Origin of the sequence: Phytoamicus setariae (assembly GCF_016722925.1) — a bacterium.
Classification (GTDB): domain Bacteria; phylum Pseudomonadota; class Alphaproteobacteria; order Rhizobiales; family Rhizobiaceae; genus Rhizobium_E; species Rhizobium_E setariae.
In genome coordinates, this window is record NZ_JAEQNC010000008.1 from 127,355 (window position 1) to 149,555 (window position 22,201).

Annotated in this window: 23 protein-coding genes and 1 pseudogene; 8 read left to right on the forward strand and 16 right to left on the reverse strand. The window is 59.7% G+C overall.

Going from position 1 to position 22,201, the window contains the following annotated elements:
- Window positions 1–52: 52 nt before the first annotated feature.
- Window positions 53–829, forward strand: coding sequence for a histidinol-phosphatase (gene hisN, locus JJB09_RS15665; protein WP_201659981.1), 777 nt, complete (start codon window positions 53–55; stop codon window positions 827–829).
- A gap of 101 nt (window positions 830–930) precedes the next feature.
- On the opposite strand, the pseudogene JJB09_RS15670 reads toward hisN, so the two are convergent.
- The 9 genes and pseudogenes from JJB09_RS15670 to JJB09_RS15710 all read right to left on the reverse strand — a co-directional run.
- A pseudogene (locus tag JJB09_RS15670) lies at window positions 931–1,032 on the reverse strand (IS6 family transposase); the annotation flags it as partial.
- A gap of 115 nt (window positions 1,033–1,147) precedes the next feature.
- A complete protein-coding gene (locus JJB09_RS15675; protein WP_201659984.1) occupies window positions 1,148–2,191 on the reverse strand; it encodes a Gfo/Idh/MocA family protein in 1,044 nt (347 codons plus the stop codon).
- A gap of 10 nt (window positions 2,192–2,201) precedes the next feature.
- Window positions 2,202–3,203 (reverse strand): Gfo/Idh/MocA family protein, encoded by a 1,002-nt coding sequence (locus JJB09_RS15680; RefSeq protein ID WP_201659987.1) that lies wholly within the window; start codon window positions 3,201–3,203, stop codon window positions 2,202–2,204.
- A gap of 9 nt (window positions 3,204–3,212) precedes the next feature.
- Window positions 3,213–3,992 (reverse strand): SDR family oxidoreductase, encoded by a 780-nt coding sequence (locus tag JJB09_RS15685; RefSeq protein ID WP_201659990.1) that lies wholly within the window; start codon window positions 3,990–3,992, stop codon window positions 3,213–3,215.
- 10 nt (window positions 3,993–4,002) lie between these two features.
- Window positions 4,003–5,196, reverse strand: a complete 1,194-nt coding sequence (locus tag JJB09_RS15690; protein WP_201659993.1) for a hypothetical protein — start codon at window positions 5,194–5,196, stop codon at window positions 4,003–4,005.
- Between the two features lie 14 nt (window positions 5,197–5,210).
- Window positions 5,211–5,549 (reverse strand): hypothetical protein, encoded by a 339-nt coding sequence (locus JJB09_RS15695; protein ID WP_201659996.1) that lies wholly within the window; start codon window positions 5,547–5,549, stop codon window positions 5,211–5,213.
- Window positions 5,550–5,605: 56 nt separating this feature from the next.
- Complete coding sequence (locus tag JJB09_RS15700) at window positions 5,606–6,727, reverse strand: ABC transporter substrate-binding protein (RefSeq protein WP_201659999.1); 1,122 nt, start codon at window positions 6,725–6,727, stop codon at window positions 5,606–5,608.
- A gap of 37 nt (window positions 6,728–6,764) precedes the next feature.
- Window positions 6,765–7,610 (reverse strand): ABC transporter permease, encoded by an 846-nt coding sequence (locus tag JJB09_RS15705; protein ID WP_201660002.1) that lies wholly within the window; start codon window positions 7,608–7,610, stop codon window positions 6,765–6,767.
- A 29-nt stretch (window positions 7,611–7,639) separates the two neighbouring features.
- Complete coding sequence (locus JJB09_RS15710) at window positions 7,640–8,437, reverse strand: ABC transporter ATP-binding protein (protein WP_246748748.1); 798 nt, start codon at window positions 8,435–8,437, stop codon at window positions 7,640–7,642.
- A gap of 377 nt (window positions 8,438–8,814) precedes the next feature.
- Between JJB09_RS15710 and JJB09_RS15715 the strand changes: the two genes are divergently transcribed.
- From JJB09_RS15715 to JJB09_RS15735, 5 genes are read left to right on the forward strand one after another with little or no spacing between them, the layout of a single operon-like run.
- A complete protein-coding gene (locus JJB09_RS15715; RefSeq protein ID WP_201660005.1) occupies window positions 8,815–9,750 on the forward strand; it encodes a MurR/RpiR family transcriptional regulator in 936 nt (311 codons plus the stop codon).
- A gap of 4 nt (window positions 9,751–9,754) precedes the next feature.
- The gene (locus tag JJB09_RS15720) at window positions 9,755–11,254 is read left to right on the forward strand and encodes an N-acyl-D-amino-acid deacylase family protein (RefSeq protein ID WP_201660009.1); all 1,500 of its coding nucleotides are present in this window, start codon (window positions 9,755–9,757) and stop codon (window positions 11,252–11,254) included.
- On the forward strand, window positions 11,254–12,552 hold the full coding sequence (locus tag JJB09_RS15725) for an amino acid deaminase (protein ID WP_201660012.1): 1,299 nt from the start codon (window positions 11,254–11,256) through the stop codon (window positions 12,550–12,552). The genes JJB09_RS15720 and JJB09_RS15725 overlap by 1 nt, the downstream gene beginning before the upstream one ends.
- A 15-nt stretch (window positions 12,553–12,567) precedes the next feature.
- Window positions 12,568–12,945, forward strand: a complete 378-nt coding sequence (locus tag JJB09_RS15730; RefSeq protein WP_343229039.1) for a RidA family protein — start codon at window positions 12,568–12,570, stop codon at window positions 12,943–12,945.
- Window positions 12,946–12,968: 23 nt separating this feature from the next.
- Entirely contained in the window at window positions 12,969–13,715 is a 747-nt protein-coding gene (locus JJB09_RS15735) for an SDR family oxidoreductase (protein ID WP_201660334.1), read from the forward strand.
- A gap of 68 nt (window positions 13,716–13,783) precedes the next feature.
- Here the strand turns inward: JJB09_RS15735 and JJB09_RS15740 are convergent, their stop codons facing one another.
- The 7 genes from JJB09_RS15740 to JJB09_RS15770 all read right to left on the reverse strand — a co-directional run bounded on the left by JJB09_RS15740 (window position 13,784) and on the right by JJB09_RS15770 (window position 20,292).
- A complete protein-coding gene (locus JJB09_RS15740; RefSeq protein ID WP_201660014.1) occupies window positions 13,784–14,455 on the reverse strand; it encodes a glutathione S-transferase family protein in 672 nt (223 codons plus the stop codon).
- Between the two features lie 45 nt (window positions 14,456–14,500).
- Window positions 14,501–15,091, reverse strand: coding sequence for a VOC family protein (locus JJB09_RS15745; protein ID WP_201660016.1), 591 nt, complete (start codon window positions 15,089–15,091; stop codon window positions 14,501–14,503).
- Between the two features lie 10 nt (window positions 15,092–15,101).
- Complete coding sequence (locus JJB09_RS15750) at window positions 15,102–16,421, reverse strand: phenylacetate--CoA ligase family protein (protein WP_246748749.1); 1,320 nt, start codon at window positions 16,419–16,421, stop codon at window positions 15,102–15,104.
- Complete coding sequence (locus JJB09_RS15755; protein ID WP_201660019.1) at window positions 16,418–17,209, reverse strand: citryl-CoA lyase; 792 nt, start codon at window positions 17,207–17,209, stop codon at window positions 16,418–16,420. The genes JJB09_RS15750 and JJB09_RS15755 overlap by 4 nt, the downstream gene beginning before the upstream one ends.
- Before the next feature lie 531 nt (window positions 17,210–17,740).
- A complete protein-coding gene (locus JJB09_RS15760; protein ID WP_201660022.1) occupies window positions 17,741–18,403 on the reverse strand; it encodes an adenylate/guanylate cyclase domain-containing protein in 663 nt (220 codons plus the stop codon).
- Window positions 18,404–18,607: 204 nt separating this feature from the next.
- Window positions 18,608–19,369 (reverse strand): hypothetical protein, encoded by a 762-nt coding sequence (locus JJB09_RS15765; protein WP_201660025.1) that lies wholly within the window; start codon window positions 19,367–19,369, stop codon window positions 18,608–18,610.
- A gap of 143 nt (window positions 19,370–19,512) precedes the next feature.
- Window positions 19,513–20,292 carry a helix-turn-helix domain-containing protein gene (locus tag JJB09_RS15770; protein ID WP_201660027.1) on the reverse strand — a complete coding sequence of 260 codons (780 nt, stop codon included), beginning with the start codon at window positions 20,290–20,292 and terminating at the stop codon, window positions 19,513–19,515.
- A gap of 121 nt (window positions 20,293–20,413) precedes the next feature.
- Here JJB09_RS15770 and JJB09_RS15775 point away from each other — a divergent pair, with 121 nt between their 5' ends.
- Together JJB09_RS15775 and JJB09_RS15780 are read left to right on the forward strand one after the other, a co-directional pair.
- Window positions 20,414–20,857 (forward strand): FixH family protein, encoded by a 444-nt coding sequence (locus JJB09_RS15775; protein ID WP_201660030.1) that lies wholly within the window; start codon window positions 20,414–20,416, stop codon window positions 20,855–20,857.
- 10 nt (window positions 20,858–20,867) lie between these two features.
- On the forward strand, window positions 20,868–22,079 hold the full coding sequence (locus JJB09_RS15780) for a cytochrome-c peroxidase (protein ID WP_246748750.1): 1,212 nt from the start codon (window positions 20,868–20,870) through the stop codon (window positions 22,077–22,079).
- Window positions 22,080–22,201: the final 122 nt, after the last annotated feature.

Here is a 22,201-nt window from a genome sequence, read left to right on the forward strand (position 1 = left end):
CAGAAAAATTGCGTAAAACATATAGATAGAGCGAACAGGGAATGGTGGCGCCGTGGTAGTTTCTCCCGAATTCCTGCGCCGGATTGCGGCCGTTGCCGCGCGCGAGGCGCTGCCGCGTTTCCGCATGCCCGGCCTTGTCGCCAACAAGGTCGCGGGCGGGTTCGATCCCGTCACCGAGGCGGATCGGGAGACCGAGAAGGCGATCCGGGCCCTGATCCGGGCGGAGTTTCCTGAGCACGGCATTCTGGGCGAAGAGTTTGGCGCGGAGGGAGCCGATGCACGGCATGTCTGGGTGATCGATCCGATCGACGGAACGCGCTCCTTCATTTCCGGCATTCCGCTCTGGGGCACGCTGGTCGGCCTGACGGATGGCGGTGACGCGGTTGCCGGCATGATGGCGCAGCCCTTCATCGGCGAGCTGTTCTATGCGACCGGCGACGGCACCCACTACGAAGGGCCGCACGGCAAGGCGCGCCTCGCGACCCGCACAACGGAAACCCTTTCCGAGGCAATGCTCTGCACGACGACGCCTGCGATCTTCGAGCCGGACCGGCGCAGCGCCTTCGACCGGCTGGAGCGGCACGTCCGCCTGTCGCGCTACGGCACCGACTGCTATGCCTATTGCATGCTCGCCGCCGGCCAGATCGATCTCGTGGTGGAGACCGGCCTGCAACCTTACGATATCGTCGCACTCGTCCCGATCATAGAGCAGGCGGGCGGCGTGGTCACGGATTGGGACGGTGGTCCTGCGGAGCGCGGCGGCGGAATCGTTGCCGCGGCAAATACGACGTTGCATGCCAAGGCGCTGGCCGTACTGCATTCGGGTTGAACGCCTGAGAGAAAGGGGGCTTGTCGCAAACTTTCAGCCAGATCGCAATGAGCCCGAAACATCTCTTCCAGATCACGATAGCTGAGCGGATAGCGAAGCTACCAAGTCACCGCCTGCATGACCAGCCATGCCTCGAAATGCCGGCCCTTGAAATCTTCTTTCGACCGGCGCTTCAGCTTTTCGGCAATGGCATTCAAAATCATCGGCCGCTCCGCAATTTTTGGAGCGGCAATTTCTCTTCTGATGGTCAACATACCGTTAAGCGTGAAATTTGCGACATCACCGGTGAAACATGACAATTCCCGGCGAAGGCCATCTTTACAGTCGCACGACCTCGCCGCTGTGGATCGACTCGTCCGCCGCCAGAACGATGCGCAGGCTGTTGACGCCGTCTTCCATATGCTGCGACAGATCAAGTTCTTCCCGGATCGCCTTCAGGAGATAGCGCTGTTCGCGCTCGCAGAGGTCGTCATGGCCCGGCTCGTCGGTCATGTCGATGCGCTCGTCCGGCCTGGACATATCGGCATGGTGCCGCAGGATCTGGTTGGTCTTGGTGTGGGCGTTGATGTCGTCGGATTTCACCTCACCGGCCGTTTCCGCCATGACGATCGAGACCGAGCCCTTGGGCCCGAAAACATCCTTCACGAAGAAGGCCGTCTCCGAAACCATAGGGCCCCAGCCGGCTTCATACCAGCCGACTGATCCATCGTCGAACTGCACCTGCAGCATGCCGTAGTTGTTCTTGGCGACCTCGTCCGTCAGCTTGGCGCCGATGGCGTGCACCTTGACCGGCTTGGCGTCCGTCATCTGGCACATGATATCGACATAGTGGACGCCGCAATCGACGATCGGCGGGAAAGAGTCCATCAGCCGCTTGTGCCAGGCCCAGGTTTCGCCATTCGACTGCTGGTTCAGGTTCATGCGGAACACCAGCGGCGTGCCGAGTTCGCGCGCGATCTCGATGAACTTCACCCAGCTCGGATGCTGCCGCAGGATGTAGCCGATCACCAGTTTGCGCCGGGTGCGCCTGGCCACCCTGACGACTTCCTCAGCATCGGCGACGGTCAGCGCCATCGGCTTTTCGACGAATATATGCGCTCCCGCTTCCATTGCCGCGATCGCGTACGACGCATGGGTGTCGGGCAGCGTGTTGATCGATACGACATCCGGCTTGAGTTCGGCGAGTGCCGTGTGAAAATCGCTGAAGCGCCGGGTGCCCTTGAGGGCATCCGGCAGGTCGACCTTGTCGACATGGCGGGTGCACACGCCCACCACTTCGAAGCCTTCGATACGGGTATAGGCAAGGGCATGGCTCATACCCATATTGCCGAGCCCGACGACCAGAACGCGCAGCTTGTTCATTGCTTGTCTCCTAACCGATCTTGATCACATTGCCGGAGCGTGCCGATTCCTCGGCCGCAAGCGTCGCTTCGAGTGCGGCTGTCGCATCCTCGGGGGTCCCGATCTTCGGTGTTTCACCCTTCAGCGCACAGTTGGCGAAATAGGAAAACTCGTCGCGGAGGGCGCCGCCGCGCACGCCGTCAAACATCGGCCAGTAGGTCGTGTCGGGGCTGTGGAGGCGGGTTCCGTCGACAATGCCGAGATTGGGGAATGTGTCCTGTACGTGGATGATCCCTTCGGTGCCGATGATCGACATGCGCTCATCGATGTCGAACGGCGTCTTCTCCGGCATGCACCAGACGGTTTCCAGTGTCGCAGTTGCCCCTCCGGCGAAACGATACATGGTCTGGCCGATGTCGGGATGCTTCAGCCCGCGCACATCAGTGGTCTGGGCATAGGCCGAGACGATTCTGTCGCCCGTCAGCCAGAGCATGATATCGGTGTCGTGGATGGCGTCGCCGACGATCGGGCCGATCTTGTTCAGGATGGTCGGCGTCCAGGCTGCAGGGATGTTCCGACGCGAGGAAAGTGCAACAATCTTGCCGATCCGTCCTTCGTCGATCGCCTGCTTGGCCATGCGGTAGCGCGGATTGAACCGCACGATATGGCCGATGAAGAGATTGCCTTTCGACTCTCTGGACGCCGCAAGGATCTTGCGGGCGTCCGCGACCGTCGAGGCAATCGGCTTTTCGAGGAAAACATGCTTGCCGGCCTTGAGGGCCGCGATCGCCGGTTCCGTGTGCTGGTCCCACATCGTACAGATGGATACAGCATCGATATCGGGATCGGCCAGCATCTCGTTATAGTCGGTGAAGGTCTTCTTGACGTTGAACTTCTTGCCAAGCTCGGCAAGCCGGTCGGGCTTCCGCGTGCAAAGCGCGGAAAGTTCTAGATTGGGCACGCCGACGATCGTTTCGGCGTGAATTTCGCCGAACCATCCAAGCCCGATAATGCCAATGCGAAGCCGTTGCATGTTCCCTCCTTAAAAATCTTCCAGTGTGAGTTCGCGCGCCATGACGATGTTGCCGGCGGTCAGCCCGCAATCGACCGGAAGTGCAGCGCCGGTGATGGCGCGCGCGGCGTCGGATGCGAGAAACACGATTGCCTCGGCGACATCTTCGGGTTCGGCGACGCGCCCAAGCGGGTACCAGCGCTCGAGCCGCTTCAGCACGTCAGGATCCTTGCGGATGCGTTCGGTCCAGATCGGGGTGCGCACGGTACCGGGCAGCACGATGTTCGCCCGGATTCCGTAGCGGCCATATTCGAGGGCGAGTGCCCGGGTCAGCGAGATCAGGCCGGCCTTGGCGGCGCTGTAGGCAGGATCTCCGAGCGCGCCGAGGCCGTTGACGGAACCGACCGTCACGATCGAGCCGGCCTTGCGCGCGACCATTTGCGGTAGAACCGCATGCACGCAGTTGTAGGCCCCGTTCAGATTGCCATCGACATGGCGCCGCCATCCCTCCGGGTCCGTCACGGCGAGCGTGCCCTGGTCCGAAAAGCCGGCATTGTTGACGAGCACGTGTACGTCACCAAAGGAAGCAAATGCAGCAGCGACGGCATGCTGATCGGTAATGTCGGCGATGGCACCCCTGGCTTCGATGCCTTCGCTGTTCAGCTGATCGGCGAAAGCCAACACCGCATCGCTTCGGTCGAGTGCTGCAATCCTTGCGCCGCGCGCGCCAAGCTGACGGCAGAGCGCCTGTCCGATCCCTCCCGATGCTCCGGTGATCGCGACGGTCTTGTCTAAAAAGGTATTGGTCATAACAGGCACCTCATGGAAGCATTCTCATCGCCTCGCCGATCCACTCCAGGTTGGAGCGGCGAAGGTGACCCCAATTGTAGAAAGCGAACTCCGTGACCCCGCCGTCACGAAGACCGGCGACCGCGTCGAGGAATTCCGCCTTCGTGTTGAGGTCCGGATGGGCCGGCCGCATGATCGCCCGGATGGCGCTGGTCCCGCGCAGGCGACGCTTGATGTCGAAAAGATCGGACCGGATGCGCGCAGCACTCGGCTCGTAGAAACAGGCTTCGATGATGCCGGTCGTTTCGGCGAGCGACTTGAGGTCGCTGCCTTCGTACCATGCGCCGCCGGTCGGCCGGGCGACCGATGGAATGACCGCGACTTCGGCGTCGGGGCGGACGGCGGCGCGGATTTCCTGAACGAGCGAGGTGACTTCGTTGCTGCGGAAATCCAGGTAACGGCGAAGGTCGCCGTCCGCTTGCACGTCGGCCAGCCAGAAGGCTTCGGCCATGTCGTCGGGGAAGTCGATGTCGCTGGCGAGATAGGATTGCAGATCCTCGGCGACCTGTGCCCGCAGCCTTTCGGCATCGATGCCGACTTGCTTGGCACGAGAGATCGCGTGCGGCGAGAAATCCAATCCTAACAGGCAATCCATCCAGCGATTGTGACGGAACAGCGAGAACTCGTGGTGATAGCCATGCGCATAGGGCGCAAAGCCCGGGCTTTCCATCGAAATGCCGCGAACATTGTAGTTTTCGGTCACGTCGCGCGCGAGCCCGACAGCATAGGCACGTGCATCGGGATGCGATGGGCTGAGGCTGTAAATGTAGCGGTCGCCGAAGGCGTTCTGGCTGCACATGTCGGGGTTGGCTAGACCGAGCCGTGAATTGTGCAGCAGCACCAGCCAGGCATTGGTGGCGACATCCTTGCGCTCGCACAGCTCGCGCAGCACGTCGCGCTGACCGACGATCGGGTTTACCACCGGCTTCAGGCCGCCATAGCGAGACGGATCGGGCCGAAAATAGACCGTCCCGTCATCGGGGAAATAGACCTTGCCGTTCAGGCCATGCGGTCGCAGGAATTTCCCGGCGTGATAGGAGGCCGCCATGGTGACGGTCTCCAGTCCAAGGCGCTGGAACTCGTTGACTGCAGCATCGACCCCGGCTTCCGCGAGATCCCAGGCATAGGTGTAGAGCGCGCGATAGCGTCCTTTTGCAGAACTCATGGAATTGTCCGTCCTCAATTGTCGAACCAGCCGTCTTTCAGGTAGCGCATGTATTCGAAGACGGTGCCGTGCTTGAGCACGAACACGACTTCGAGGAAGTCACCGACAATGAATGGCGGGATGAGAATTTCGTCGACGGAGGCGAGCAATGGCTCGATCGCATCGACGCGAAAGGCGACATGCGGATTGTCGCGCACCATCGCAGGCACGGTGCTATCGTCGCGATAGCGTAGGAACTCGATATGTTCGGGATGATTTCGCGGATTGGTGACCCAGATCTTGCTCTGCTCGACCCAGTCTTCCTGTGGTTGCTTATCTGTTGTGGTAATGCCGACGTGATCGAAGACAAACATGCGCGCCTCGCAATTGGAACAGGCGTGGGGCGGCATGGGCCGCCCCACGGGATGCGTCAGAGAATTGTGCGAATGGCTTCGACGTCGACGGTCTCGTAGTCGCCCGCCAGCTTGTAGCCGTCGGCATCCGCCTTCACCTTGGCATGGTCGAAATCGTTGGCCGGCGCGACGAACTGGTTCGTCACAACGTCCTCGGCTTTGAACACCTTGCTGACCTGGCCGATTTTGGCGATGGCATCGAAGTAGGTCTGCCAGCTGTCCATCAGGTGGAAGCCCCAGGCATTGCGCCTGTCCCAATGCGCGTGCATCAGGCCAAGCTGCTGCATCAACGATTCCGTTGCCACCGCCGGGTTCATCTGCGACGCCAGTCCCGGGAACTGCTCCATGGCGATCTGGGTGGCTGCGCGCGGGTTCTGCCAAGCGAATTCGAGACCCATCGCCCACCCGCGCAGATATTTCTCGTAAGCGGCCACCTTGGCAGCGTCATCGAGATCGGCTTTGCGGATGATGAAGGAATTGGCCGGGAATACCGACGTGTTCTTGCCGAGCAGATAGTCGAAATCGAGGCCCTGTCCGCGCCACTGGGCACGCAGGCCTTCCCATGAGAGCGCGGCATCGGCCTGGCCCTGAGCCAGAGCCTGGCCCCAAGCGCTGACCTCGACATACTTGATCTTGGACAGATCCACGCCGGCTGCGGCGAGCATCGGATCGGTGATCGACTGCCAGCCGGCCGAGCCGAGCACGATCGTCTTGCCTTCGAGCCCCTTGAGGTCCGCCGGCGCCTTGCCCTTCTGGAAAGCGAAGTCGAACACGTCGCCTGCCATGATGTGGAAAGCCGAAACCAGGTTCATGCCCTGCTCGAGACCGAGCGAGAGAATGCCCGGCGACGGATAGCCGAAGTCGGATTGGTTCTGGTCGACCAGCTTGACGGTCGCGGTGCCGTCCTGCGGGCCTGGCTCGATGACCGTTTCGAGATCGCCGAAATAGCCCATTTTCTTGGCGACCCAGTAGCCGAAGTCGTCGACGACCTCGAGCGTGCCGCGTGGAGAGACCCAGCGCACCGGCGCCGACTGCGCGAAGGCTGGCACCCCGCCGATGGCGGTTATTGCGACCCCGGCGCCGGTCAATTGCAAGAACCTGCGGCGGTGCATGGTGGACATGGTATGCAAGTTAGTCATGTTCAGCTCCTCCCTAAAAATGAATGGGCTCCCTTAATCAGGCGTCCCAGCTAGCCCATCTTTTTCCGACCCAGAAAAAGAAGACGTAAATCGAGATACCGATGGTCGCGAGCAGCGTGATCACTGCGAAGAATTGCGGCATGCGGATCATCGATGAATAGTAGTTGAGGCGATTGCCTAGCCCCTCGGCGCCACCGACCATTTCGGCTCCCACGGTTGTCAGGAGCCCGAAGATGGACCCGACCATCAGGCCAACGATGATCATCGGCATGGCCATTGGGATGCGGATCTTGGTGAAAATCTGGAAGGTCGAGGCGCCGAAGGAACGCGCAAGCGCGATCTTGGCCAGATCGACACGGCGGAATCCCGTCGCGGAGTTGATCATCACCATCGGCCCGGATGCCAGCGCCACGGCGATAATGCGGGGCTCGGAACCAAACCCCAGGCGCAGGATCAGAAGCGGCACCAGAGCCAGCATCGGCGTGGTCACCAAAAGCAGGATGTAAGGTGTGACGATCTTTTCGATGAAGGGAAATTGCGTGATGATCGCCGCCAACAGGAAGCCGATCGATGCTCCGATCGCAAAACCGACGATCAGCTCATAGAGTGTGACCAACAGATGCGGCCAGATGAATTTCCACTCGCTGACCAGGGCGACGGCGATCTGGCTCGGCCTCGGCAGGATGTATTGCGGTACTTCGAACAGGGTGATCAGCAACTCCGCGCCGCCGATGATGACGGCCGCAACGAGGATGATGATGAACGTTTCGAATGCGGTGCGACTGCCTCCCGAAGTCAGGGACGAAAGGCCGCCCGACAGACTGATATCGGCACCCTGCTTGGCGCCAAAAGTCGGGATCTGATCTTGTAGCTGGCTATCCAATGTCTTCTTCTCTCTTCAACTCGCAGCCATCAGGCCTTGCGGTGGTCGATCATGGCCTTGATGTCGTTGACGCGGGCGATGAATTCCGGCGTCGACTGAATCGAGACGGGGCGCGGGCGCGGGAAATCGACGTCGACGATTTCCTGGATCCGGCCCGGCCGCGCGGACATCACGACGATCCGGTCGGCCAGAAACAGCGCTTCGGCGATCGAATGCGTGATGAAGATGATGGTCTTGCCCGTCTCCATCCAGATTTCCTGGATCAGCAGGTTCATTTCATCGCGGGTGAACGCGTCGAGGGCGCCGAAAGGCTCGTCCATCAACAATACGGACGGATTGACTGCGAGGCTGCGCACGATCGACGCGCGCTGCTGCATGCCGCCCGACAGTTCGCGGGGAAACTTGTGCTCGAATCCGGCGAGCCCGACCCGCTGGAGGAGTTTCGCAATGCGCGCCTTGTCCGGCCGGGTCCGCTTCAGTTCGAATGGCAGGGCGATGTTGTTCTCGAGATTGCGCCAGGGCAGGAGATTTGCCTCCTGGAAGATCATGGCGATCTCGGGATGCGGCTTCTCGATCTTGTCCGAGCCGAGCCGGATTTCGCCGTTGGAAAGGCTGTGCAGGCCGGCCATGGACCAGAGCAAAGTCGATTTTCCGCAACCCGAAGGACCAAGAATGCAGAGGAATTCGCCCTCGCGCACCTGTAGCGAAACACGATCGAGCGCATGAACCGTGCCGCTGCGCGTGGCGTAGTGTTTTGACGCACTGGATACAGTCATCTTCGTCCCCGCAGCAGAGCTGCGCGGCTCGTATGTAGTCGAAGCGTTCATGCGCCTCCTCCCAAAGTTCACATGCTGACCGGCTGTCCGGTTCCCTCTATTTCTGAAATTATGTTACATATCTCAGGAATTGCAAGCGCTATTTTTTGTGGGGTCTTCAAAAGTTTTTGAAAGTAAATTTCACATTATAAATGTGTAAAAACATATAGATAACCTCATAGAGATGGAGGATTTGCCTTCAATTGCACTGTCCGACGCGAGAAATTTCTCATGAAATCCCCTCTTGAAGATGCGCATAAAACATGTAATTTTGTTTCTAGATAAAGGAAGCAAAGCTCGTATCTCATGCGAGCGCAGCTGGGGAGAAACGTCAGGATGGTCAACGAATTTGCGGGCGCACCCGTCCCTCGCAAGCGTCGTGCGCAGTCATGAGCAAGTCCGACAAATCGACGCCGTCGGTGGCTATCGATGTCGTTTCGCGTATTCAGCGGGCGGAACCCAATCTCAGTGCCGCCGAGCGCCGGGTTGCCGAAGCCGTGCAGGCCGACATGGAAGCTGCGACGCTGATGACGATCGCCGAACTGGCGGAGCGAGCCGGCGTAAGCCAGCCTTCGGTGACGCGATTTTGCCGCTCGATCGGCTGCTCGTCGTTCAATGAGTTCAAGATCAGCCTTGCCACGACGCTCACCGTGGCCGCGGTCTATCTGCGCAGCGACCGGGTGTTTCGCGACGATACCGGCCAGCTGGCGCAGATGGTGATGATGCGAGCGGCCAATACCGTGCGCGACAGCCTGGATCGCCTTGACACCAAGGCGGTCGAGCAGGCGATGGAAATTCTCTCATCCGCCCGCAGGATCGACATCTATGGACAGGGCGGCGGCTCCGCGAGCCTGGCCGACGACGCGCGGCTGCGTCTTTTCAGGCTCGGCATTCCCACGATTTCCTACGCCGACGGACATCAGCAACGCATGTCGGCTGCAACGCTGCAGCCCGAAGATGCCGTGATCGCCATTTCCAACAGCGGCCGTTCGAAGTCGGTCGTCCAGGCGGTCGAGATCGCCGGCAATTTCGGTGCAAGGACCATAGCGCTGACACGGCCGAACACACCGCTTGCAAAGGTGGCGCAGGTCGTTATCCCGATCGAGGTCTCCGAGGACGACAACGTGCTTTTGCCGACGCCGTCCCGCTACGCCTTCATGGCGGTCATCGACACGATCGCGGCCGGTGTTGCGGCGCGGCTTGGCCAGCGTAGCCTCGAGGCCTTGCGGCGTGTTCGCTACACCGTCGCCAGCATCGGCATCGCAATACCGACGCCGACCACGGATCCTACGCCGCTGATGAAAAACTCCAAACCACAAGAGTGACCTGATGACGGGTGAGCCAAACACAAAGGTCCCGGGATATGACCGGGTTTTTAGAAACGCGCTGATCTTCGACGGCAGCGGCCGTGCTTCCTTCCTTGGGGAGGTGGCAATCAAGGGCGAGCGGATCGCGATGGTCGGGTCAGCGGGCTCGATTCCAGCGGGTTCGGGTGCTGTGGAAGAAGACCTCGGGGGACTGGCGCTCGCGCCCGGCTTCATCGATTCCCACACCCATGACGACCGCCTGGTGCTCGACCAGCCCGATATGCTGCCGAAGATCAGCCAGGGCGTCACCACGGTCGTCGTTGGCAATTGCGGCATCTCGCTTGCGCCGGTCATCTTCGGCGACAAGGATCCTCCGCCGCCGATGACTTTGTTGGGCGGCTCGCAGGCCTATGAGTTTGCGAATTTCGCGGCCTATGCAAGTCGGGTCAACAGCACGCGGCCGGCGGTCAATGTCGCCGCCCTGGTTGGCCATTCCGCGCTGCGTCTTGCGACGATGAAGGATATAGAGAAGCGGGCAAGCGACAGCGAGATCGCCGCAATGTGCTCCTTGGCCGACGAGGCGATGGACAATGGGGCAACCGGAATGTCCACCGGGCTGTTCTACCCGACCAATTCCGCTGCCGACATCAATGAGGTGGTGCCGATCGCCGCGCGTTTCGCCCGCAGGGGCGGCGTCTATGCGACGCATATGCGGGATGAATTCGACGATATTCTCAACAGCATCGACGAGACGCTGGAGACGGCCGGCAAGGCCGACATACCTCTGGTGATTTCGCACCACAAATGCGCGGGCGTGAACAATTGGGGCCGCACCAAACAAACCCTGCCGAAGATCGAAGGCGCCTCGGAGCATCAATGCGTCAACCTCGACGCCTATCCCTATTCGGCCGGCTCGACCTATTTGCGGGCGGAACTGGTCACCGACACCTATCCGATCCATATTGCCTGGTCGCAGCCCTATCCGGAGATGCAGGGGCGTGCGTTGACCGACATCGCCACGGAATGGGGTGTCGACATTCACGAGACGGCACGCCGGCTGCAGCCGGCCGGGGCGATCTATTTCCAGATGGACGAGGCCGATGTCCGGCGTGTGCTGTCCTCACGCCTGACCATGATCGGATCCGACGGGCTGCCGCATGATGCCCATCCCCATCCGCGCTTGTGGGGCACGTTCCCGCGCGTGATCGGCCACTATGCGCGCGACGAAGGATTGTTTTCCATCGAAACCGCGATCCACAAGATGACGGGCCTGACGGCGAGCGTCTTCCGGCTGCGAGACCGTGGCGAAATCCGTGCCGGCGCGTTCGCAGACCTGGTCGTCTTCGATCCGGCCCGGATTATCGACAAGGCCACCTATGACGAGCCCCTGCAATATTCCGACGGCATTGTTTCCGTCTTCGTGAACGGAGTAAGGTCCTATGTCTCCGGTGCCGGCGTTCTGGAAAGGGCCGGGCGGCTGGTGGGGGGCAATTCCGACAAACTTCACCACGGTTTTGAATGATGGACACGCAGCGTATTTCCGAAATTACCACCAGTCCCTTCGAGAAGGGGCTTCCCGCGGGCTGGGAATCCATGGCCGTTGCCGATATCGGCAAACAGGGGCTGTCGCTGTTCGACGAGACCCTGCCGATGCCATGTGCGGTCCTCAGGCAATCCGCGCTCGAACACAACAGCCAGTGGATGCGCTCATTTCTGGCGGCGAGCGGCGCTTCGATCGCGCCGCACGGCAAAACGACGCTGAGCCCGCAGCTCTTTCGTCGCCAGCTCGACGATGGCGCCTGGGGCATCACCTTGTCCAATATCCACCAGGTGAAGATGGCGCGCCATTTCGGCGTCGACCGGATCGTGTTTGCCAACCAGCTCGTCGGCAAGGCGGGCATGGACTACGTGCTCGACGAGATCGCGGCCAATCCGGCGGTCGATTTCTATTGCCTGGTCGACAGCGTCGAAAATGTCGAGGCGCTTGCCGCCGCAGCGCGTCGGCGCAAGGCCGGCCGGCCACTGCAGGTGCTGATCGAGGGCGGAGTGGTCAACCGTCGCACGGGCTGCAGGACGCTTGAAGACGCCATGCGGGTGGCGCGTGCGGTGGCGGCTCACAAACCCTATCTCAGCCTGCGCGGCGTCGAAGGCTTTGAGGGAGTTATCTCAAGTCCGGACCCGGAGGAGGCCGCGGCGTCGATTCGTCGGTTTCTGGCATTTCTCGTCGATATCGCGCTGGCTTGCGAGCAGGAAGGCCTGCTGGCGGATGAGGAAATCATCCTGAGCGCCGGAGGGTCGGCCTATTTCGACCTGGTTGCGGGTACGTTCGGATCGGCGGGCCTTCAGCGTTCATTCCGCGTCGTTATCCGTTCCGGTTGTTACCTGACCCACGATTCGAACATGTACCGCAAGCTCGCAGACCAACTCATGCAAAGGTCCGAGGTCGCAAAGTCGCTCCGCGAACCGCTGCGGCCGGCGCTCGAAGTCTGGAGCTACGTGCAATCGCGACCGGAGCCGAGCCTTGCAATCGTCACGCTCGGCAAACGCGACGCCACCCACGACGCAGGCCTACCGGTTCCTTTCGCCTGGCTGCGGCCGGGCGCAAAACTGCCGGCTACTCCGATTGGCGAAGGCTATGAAGCGATCGAGATGAACGACCAGCATCTCTTCCTTCGGGTGCCTGTCGATACACCTCTCGCCATAGGCGATTTCATCGGCTTCGGGATTTCCCATCCCTGCCTGACGTTTGACAAATGGCGCGTCATTTCTGTCGTCGACGATGACTACAAGGTCGTTTCGGCGATTTCGACCTGCTTCTAACTGGGGGATTGTTTCGTGAAAAAGAGTTTTGGCGGCCTGGGCGCAGGCGCGCTTCCGTTCTCGCAGGCCTATCGCGCCGGCGATTTCGTCTTCGTCTCCGGCCAGGTCGCATTCGGTCCGGACGGCAAAATCGTGCCAGGCGGCATCGAGGCGGAAACGCGCCAGACCATGGCCAATATCCAGGACAGGCTGGCGGCCGCCGGCTGCTCTCTCGCCGATGTGGTGAAAACCACGGTATGGCTGGCCAATCGCGATGATTTTCCGGCCTTCAACAAGGTCTATGGCAGCTATTTCCCAGACAATCCGCCGAGCCGCTCGACGGTTGAATCGAGGCTGATGATAGATGCCGCGATCGAGATCGAGGCCATCGCCTACCGACCGCTTGCCAACTGACTTTCTTGCGACCGCACATTGGGATTAATTTCATGAATTTCGAAAACAGAACCGCCATTATCACCGGCGGCGCACAGGGTATAGGAGGCGCCGTTGCCGAGCGCATCGCCGCATTTGGCGCGCGCGTCGCAATCTGGGATGTCGACCAGAAACTGGCGTCCGGCATGGCCGAGCGTCTCGGCAATGGTTCAATAGCGCTTGGCGTAGATATTGCCGACTGGAACTCCGTCGAGCGGGCCATGCAGCAGACACTCGCGGCTTTCGAAAAGGTGGATATCCTCGTCAATTCGGCTGGTATCGCCGGGGCCAACGCGACAGTCGAGAACTATCCGGTCGAGGAGTTCCGCCGGATCGTCGATATCAATTTGCTCGGCACTTTCCACGTCAACAAGGCGGTGGTGGCGAGCATGCGGGCCAACAATTACGGGCGCATCGTCAACATCGCCTCGATCGCGGGCAAGGAGGGCAACCCGAACGCTTCCGCCTATTCCGCCTCGAAAGCCGCCGTCATCGGCTTCACCAAGTCACTCGGCAAGGAACTGGCGGGACTTGACATCGCCGTCAACTGCGTGACGCCGGCAGCGGCTCGGACACGTATCTTCGACCAGATGTCCCAGGAGCACATCGATTACATGCTCTCGAAGATCCCGCGCAACCGGTTTCTGGAGATGAAGGAAGCTGCCTCGATGATTTCCTGGCTGGTTTCGGAGGAAAACAGCTTCTCGACGGGCGCGGTGTTCGATCTTTCCGGCGGGCGCGCGACCTACTGAAGGGCTGGGTGGCACCACATTCGACGTGACCTTGGTGCGCGACGGCCAGCCCAAACAAAAAACAAAGGTCAGGTAACGAAGACCTGATCTTTCATCGATGTGCCAAATCCGGTGATGACGCTGCTGACCTCGTCCCAATGTGGAAGCGCTTTCATCCGGCCCAGCCATGCCTGGACATTGGGGAAGCGCGAGAGGTCGTAACGGACAAGTTCACCACATGCGACGAAGCCTGCGCCCATGTAATCGGCGATGGTGATCTTGTCGCCGGCCAGGTATTTGTTGCCCTTGCCGAGATAATGATCGTTGAGCACCTGCAGCCAGAAGCCTGCCTTGTCGCGTCCCCATTCGACGGCCACCTTCTGGCCATCCTCGGTCGGCCGCTTGTGATGCGCAAAGACCTGCGGATAGACCATGTTGTAAGCCCAGTCGCGATAGAAGCCGGTATTGAACCAGTCCATGATCTCATTGACGCGCGCGCGCGCTTTCAGATCTTTCGGATATTCCGGCATGTCGTATTTGTCGGCGAGGTATTTCAGGATGGCGGAACACTCGGTCATCCGGAGGTCGCCATCCTCGAAAACGGGCACCTGGCGGCTCGGATTGATCGTTATGAAGGGTTCCTGATGGTGGGCGCCTACCATGAGATCGACCACCTCCTCGTCGACATCGAGGCCTTTCTCGGCGATGAGCAAACGGATCGGTCGGCTGGTTTGCGACACGGGATGCATATAAAGTTTCATCGTTTCCTCCATTGGCTGCTTTGAGCGAGAGCTAGCTTCGTCTTGTCATGCGATGGGGTACGGGTTCTTCGGGCTGCGGTCCGCCGACAGGCTGCCGCGGTGGCGCGCGGTCAGGCTCTCGATCGCATCGGCAAGGTGGATTTCGGCAATGTTGTAGTCGCCGCGCGCCACCCGGATCTTGTGGGCCTCAAGCATGACATCACCGTGACTGTAGCCCAACGGCGGCTCGAACCGGTAGGATGCCAGTTCGATCAGTAGCCCGAGCGGGTCCTCGAAGTAGATCGAATCCATGAAGCCGCGATCCTTGGGCCCCGAATGCTTTATTCCCCGCTCGTCCAGGCGCTCTACCGCCTGCCGGAACGTCGCCTGAGAGACGGCGAAGGCAAGGTGATGGACGCATCCGATTTCGGTCGGCGTGCGTTTCGGATCGGGCTTGCGGCTTTCGTCCGTGAAGATCGTGATCAGCCGTCCATCCCCGGGATCGAAATAGAGATGGCTTTCCGAGGCTTTGTCGAGATTGGGCTGCTCAAAGACGAACGGCATGCCCAGAATGCCTTCCCAGAAATCGATCGACGTCTGACGGTCGGCGCCGACAATCGTTATGTGATGCACGCCTTGTGTCTGCAGTTTCCTCATCGTCTCCTCCTCAGGTCGCTGCACGAGTCCAGTCGACCAGCTTGGATTTGTAATCGCTGCGTGGCAGTGTATTCCAGGGTACCAATTCGATTTCGGTCGTCACCAGCAGAACGTCGCGGATGAGCTGCTTTATCTGGCCCGCCAGATCGCTTGTTGCACTGGCGCCTTCGGCAAGTTCGACGGTGACCGGCAGGGGCGGCGCCTGTTTCACGCCTTTTGCATTTGGTCGGATGGAGATGACGCCGCTGACATCGGGCTGAAACCGATTGACAACCTCGCGCAATGCGGTCGGGAAAATGTTGACGCCGCGTACGATCAGCATGTCGTCCGTGCGGCCGATGCACCGCACCCGTGGGGCCGTGCGACCACAGGCGCATCTGCCGATATGCAGGCGAACGTGATCGCGGCTGCGGAAGCGCAACAATGGCGCGGCCTGATGCTGAAGATGCGTATAGACAAGCTCGCCTTCAGCGCCATCTTCGAGCGGCACGGGCGCACCGGTTTCCGGATCGATCAATTCAAAATGCACGAAACCGCGACCGGAGAAGTGCATGCCCGACTGCTCTTCGCATTCGCCCCAAAGGGAAACCGAAATGTCGCCGATGCCCATGGCTTCGGTGACACTTGCTCCCCAGGCCGCCTGAAGCCGGCCGCGCAGCGCGGGTTCGCCGCCCCCTGGCTCACCGGCGACTAGGATGCTCTTGATGCTCGAATTCGCAATATCGATGCCGTGTGTCTCAGCCCATTCGGCGAGGTGCAGCGCATACGAGGGCGTGAGCGCCAGGATTTCGGGTTTCAGCAATTGAACTGCAGCCATCAGCCGCTCGGTATTGCCGGCGCCGACAGGGATTTGGCAAAGGTCGAGCGCATTGAAGGCGTCGAGAGTGACGCCGGCGACGAACGGTCCGGCGTTGTAGGTCGAGACGATCTTCTGGCCCTTTGTGACCCCGGAGGCGGCGTAGCTGCGGCAGGAGGTCTCGATCCAGTTTCCAAGATCGGAACGGCTCAGCGGGATATAGCTCGGGGAACCGGTGGTGCCGCTGGTGGAATAGATGCGGACGACCTCGCTCATGGGCGACGCCAGATGCGTCCCGATCGGATTGTCAGCGGTGCGACTCGCGCGCAGTTCGTCCTTTTCGGTCATGGGAAGATTTGCGATGTCGGCGAGACCTCCGACTCTGGCGGCATCCCTGAAGCCTGAATCCGTCAGTTTGTCGCGATAGAACGCAGACCTCGCAACGAGGTAGGCGATCTGGGCGCGGTAGAGCCCGTCATCGGCCGCGAACTGCCGATCCCAAGGCAATGTTTCAACGGCGGGGCTGTGCATCATGGACCGGTTCCCGGATGATAGCTGATCGCTTCCTCCGCATGCGCGGCCAAGAGAAAGCCGATCGGGTGCTCCTGCTCTTCCGCGAGATGGGCAAGCAGCCCACCGGTGCGAGCCAGTATGGGAATGGCTTTGATCATCGCCAGGGGAAAGTCGAGGTCGAGCAGCACGGCGGCAATCGCCATCGATACATTCATCGGCAGCGGCTTGCCCCAAACCGCTTCGACGGACTTGGTCGCTTCGCGGGCAAGGCCGACATAGATGCCGGACACACCCCTAGCGTCTGCCAACTCGAAAATACGCTCAGCGCGAGGATCGGTCGGCTTGTGGAGCGGATGACCGAATCCGGGCACTTTGCCGCCCGCGGCACGGATTTGCGTGACAATCAGCTTCACGGCTTCCGCTTGGTCGAGCCCCTGCTCTGACATCCTGTTTCTGACATCGGCCAGAAAGCTGCCGCAGAGTTCCGAGGTGCCCAGTACGATCGTGCCACAGCCGAGAATGCCGGCAGCGACCGCGCCCTGCAGCGACGACGGATCGGCGGCGTAGGTCATCCTTGCTGCCTGATTGGTCGGCACAAGGCCATGTTCGGCGATCGCCACCAGCAAGAGGTCGAGGAAATAGCATTGGGTTTCGGTGGGCTCGCGACCGGTCAGCAGCAAGTAAAAATAGGCGGTGAAGGAAAGCCGACCCATCAGATCCAAGCACAAGTCCTTACCGCGCACGGTCACGCTTGCCGCATCAGCGGTGCTGATCGACGTCGTCGCCGGTCCCGCCTTGCCGATCAGCATGGTGTCTCCTCCCCACACTTTTCGCTTCTTTGGGGCAATACTGTTTACAAATAGAAGGTGCTGTCAATCGGGGCCTGTCGCAAACTTTCAGCCAGATCAGAATGAGCCCATTTCGTCCATGGCCTATGAGCTCGATGGCCAGACCACGACAATCGAGTATGCCAACAATGTCGAAACCAACTTCACCTACGATGCCAACCGTAGATGCACATGTGAAGTTGATGACGCCGATACTCAGCACTTGCGCCGATCAGTGGGACCGGCCGGTTCCGGATGAGAGAGACGGCGTCACCTGCGGTCGGCTTACGCGGCCTCCCACACCCTATTTAGGATCTTCGCTGCCAGCGCGGCCTTATCTTGAGGCAGAAAACGCCCATAATGTTGCACGACCAAATCGGGGGTGTCCTGGATGGCATAACTTGCCTGCTCATACGAGCCGGTTTGCTTCAAGATGTAAGGCTATAGAAGGGGACGATGTTTACATTGGCGTGTTTCCGGACAGGCAGTGGATTGACTGCCCCCTGCACATGTTCATGGAGTGAGCGAGTAAGTCTGTGGCGACCTTCTGTAAGCCTCTTCGCACAGTGGTGAACAGAACCAGGGGCCCTCACACGCTGCTCGCTTATAGGGCGAATAAGGTGCATGCATCTTGCAGACGGGATCGATCCACGTCGGATCTACCGAGGGCGCGAGCTCGATCTCGAACAGGTCGACTTCGCCTGCCACAGATCGAAGTGCTGCCGGGCCAATCGTCTTGACCAAGATACCTCCAGCCTGAGCGGCCTCAGCAATTGGGCGAGTGGCGAGCAACTGACCGGGGGAAGCGCGTGCGGCAACGCGGGCCGCAATGTTTACAGTCGATCCGAAAATATCGTGATCCCTACGGATGATTGGCCCATGATTTACTCCAGCGCGCGTCAATGGCAATCCCGATTCATTGCGGCACGCCTGCAACAGTGCGCCAAGTGCCTGAATAGCCATATCGGGTGCCGGAAAGGCGAGCATCGCCTCGTCACCAATCCATTTGATTGGCGGCTGGTACCCTTCGAGGGAGGTCCCAACCATGTTCTCGAAAAGCTCGAGGGTGTAAATCGCAGACGCGTCTCCATAGACGTCGGCGATTGCACTGAACCCAGCTATGTCGACAAAGGCAACTGTGGCGTTTGCGTTGGAGTAGTTCCCCTTCGGCCTCATAATATTCCCCGCTTTATGTTCTGTAAGACCCTATCGCAAATTGTGAGGATGTGATGGGACGAAGAGCCCCCGCCTTTCACTGTTACCGAAAACAGCGGCGAGTTCCGTTGTTGGTGGCTTGTTCGATTTCGCCTGCTGGTTCAAGAGGATCCGTACACACTGTCCGTTCCTGCTCGTCTTTGTAACTGTGCCCTGCAATGTGGGTTACCCAAACCGTAACCGCCCACGTTGTTCAGTTCGCCAGACGGAGAAGAAAAGCCAGACCATCCACACGAGGTTGAGCGCGAGAGAAAGCACGATCAGGATCGTGTGTTTCTCAGTGAACCCCTCCGTGCCAACCACCCAGCCTTGCATCAGAAAACTCATGCCGGAGGACCCCATGACGGATATTTGCGATCGCGCAACGAGTTTGCTTTGAGCCAGGGCGACTGCACAGAGCAGCAGGGCGATCCCCAACGCGTAATCCTGGTAGCTCCTTACGCCCCATTCGAGCCAGCGGATCGCTTCGACGTTGGCAAAGCGCTCCAGCTTTTCGGAGCTAGAAGCGGTGGCCCAGGCATGCGCCGCTTGCTTGAGCGCAATGCCATCCACGGCCTGCAACACTCCGTAAAGCGCGAACGCAGCTACGGTCGATGCAGCACCAAACCGAACAATGCATCTGCTGACACCCTTTTGAAAATCAAGTGCGGTCGAGAGCGTGAGCAGTCCGGCGAGCATAAGCGCCATCCCGACATACTGCCCCAGGTGGACCCCAGTCCAGACAATATCATCCGCATACTCCGCGAACACCGCAAAATGGTCGTTGGCTGCTTCTCGATGAGCGTGGAATTGACTGACAAAGATGAAAAGGACTTGTCCTGAGACGAGTAGCGCCGCTGACAAGCGCAGTAACGTGCGATCGATCGCCTGGTTGTGGCCTTCTTTGATGTTCGCCGGCGTTACTTGGCCGCATCGTTTGTGGGGCATGACTGGCTCCTTTAACGGCTCGCGTGATGCAGGGTAGGCGCCGTGATGCAGCCAGTTCACTGTTCAGGGCACAACTCCATGCGAGATCCTTACAAGGGCGACGTCTTAAACTGCGCTCGCGATCTTCCGCTTGTACGAAACGGCTATTTCTTTACGGATTTGAGGTTGAGCGATGCTGCAGAAACGCCGAACATACGTCGAAATGTCCGGCTGAAATGTGCGGAATCAGCAAATCCAGAGCTGTGGGCCGCCTCTGTAAGCTGCTTTCCGCTCGCAATATGCTCAACAGCACGCATGAGGCGTCGCCAGAGGACAAAGGTTCGAAAAGGCAAACCGACTTGCTCGACAAAGAGGTGACTGAAGCGGCTTTCTGACAGGCAGGCCATACTTGCAGCCTCAGACGCAGATAGAGCAGTCTCCACATGCTCGTCCAAGCAATCCAACACTCTGATGATCCTTTGGTCAAGAACCTCGACCTGAGCGAGTAAACCGATGGTCCGCTCGAGTATCCACCTGCCCATTGCGATAAAAGCGTCGTCGGTTGGTGGCGGGTGCGCCCAGATTTCTGCCAGATGCGCCTCACGGCCGGTTGGGTCAGGAAGGCCTTTATATGGAGCGCCTTCGAGCAACTGCTTGAGGCTCGCACCGGCGCGACTCTCAGGTTCCACGAACAGGAGGGCAATCCGGCCCATTGGCTCGATGGCGTGCGGGATGTTTGGCGCAGTAAGTATGATTGGTCCCGGGATAAGTCCCTGAGCCGTCCGGATACCGACGACCCCGCCAGCAGCGAGCGTAAGTTGGTAGGCATGGTGTGAGTGCATGCGGCCCGCCAAGGGCTGGCTCTGTGGCGGCACGTCGAATGCCCAAAGGCTGGCCCCCTCCCAAAGCGCTATTCGCCCTTCTTTTGCTACTTTAACGACCATCTTTGCGAAAGCTCTCCAGTCCGACCACCGCTTCACTCGCGATCACCTTAGCCGTTTCGTTCAAGCGAGACATCCGCCGGGACTATATCGAATGCGCTCAATGTTCTCTCGGAGGTCGTTTATGTTTCCCCATCTGTCACGCCGCGCCATCTTGTTTGGAATGCCGGCCGTCTTCGTTGCTACGACCACAGCTGCGGGGCTGTTTTCCCGCAGCGTACCAAAAAAACTCGACCTCGCGCTCAAGAAGCAGACGCTTGCAGGCCTTTATAGTGCGTCAATAAAACCCGAACATGAACCTGTGGTGGTCGGACGCATGCACGCGTGGGTCCTCACTCTGGCCGACAGTAGCGGCAAGCCCATCAAAAAGGCTGCCATCGGCATCAAGGGCGGCATGCCCCAACATGGTCATGGCTTGCCGACCGCGCCGACCGTCACAAGGTCGTTCGGCGATGGTCGTTTCCTCATCGAGGGCATTAAATTCAATATGCAAGGCTGGTGGACGATTAACCTTTCGATTGATGGGTCGCCCGGTGTCGATACGGTTACATTCAATATTGTACTTTAGGGGCGCCGCGATGCGTAAGATCGTCTTGGCTCTGTCATTGCTCGCGGTCAGCATCCACGCTCACTCGGCTGATTTTTTGATGGCATCAGGCGTTTCCTGGAGTGAGGAGGAAATTGCGCTGGCACGTTCCCTCTCGCTGGATGCCTTGCCACCTATCCCTGAGGACCCGTCGAACAGGGTAGCCGATGATCCGCGCGCAATTGAACTCGGCCGTGCATTGTTCCACGATACTCGACTGAGTTCGAACGGCAAGGTCGCCTGTGCGACCTGCCACTTGCCGAACCGACAGTTTCAGGACGACCGTCCATTGGCGCATGGAGTTGGCGAGACGAGTCGTAGAACAATGCCGATCGCCGGGATGGCGTACAGTCCTTTCCTGTTCTGGGACGGTCGCAAGGACAGCCTTTGGGCGCAAGCCCTAGGGCCGCTCGAAAGCGCAGTGGAACATGGCGGAAACCGTACCATGTTTGCCCACCTTATCTCAGCATACTACCGGGACAGTTACGAAGCGCTCTTCGGCGCCCTTCCAGATATGGTGTCGTTGCCCGCTGACGCAGGGCCTATAGCAGAGGCAAAATCCGCATCGGCTTGGCAAGAACTCGATGAAGCGGACCAAGAGAGTGTGAACGCTGTATTCGCTAACATTGGAAAAGCCATAGCCGCCTACGAGCGAACGATCACACCTCCCAGGACCCGGTTTGACGACTGGATCGCCTCGCCGGCATTTCCCGCGCCTGGGTCACTAAACAAGGAGGAAATTGAAGGGTTGAGGGTTTTCGTGGGGAAAGGCCGATGCGTCACTTGTCACAACGGGCCGCTGTTTACGGACAACTACTTCCACAATACGGGCGTCTCTGAACCTAAAGGGCAGGCTCAGGATCGAGGGCGTGCGACTGGTGCGCGTCTCCTCGGAGAGGACATGTTCAATTGCCTTGGTCGATATAGTGATGCCGAACCTGATCAGTGCACTGAATTGCGCTTTCTCGTAACAGAAGATCGATCGATGATAGGCGCGTTCAAAACACCGTCATTGCGCGGGGTCGCGGGGCGGCCGCCTTACATGCATGCCGGGCAAATCGAAAATCTATCTGATGTGGTCGATCACTATGTTGCGGCCAAAGAGGCGCCAGTGGGCCATAGTGAACTTCGCGCTTTGAGCCTGGACGCACAGGATAGAGCAGATCTTATAGCTTTCTTGAGGTCACTGGAGGAGGTCCGATGAAGGCCGATCCTTCATGGCGTTTAAATAGATGGAGTGGTTGCCGCCCTACCCACCCGACAACTCCTATAGGAGAATAGTCGGTCTAAATCCAACGGGATGGAAGGACGGCGAAGATGACAACA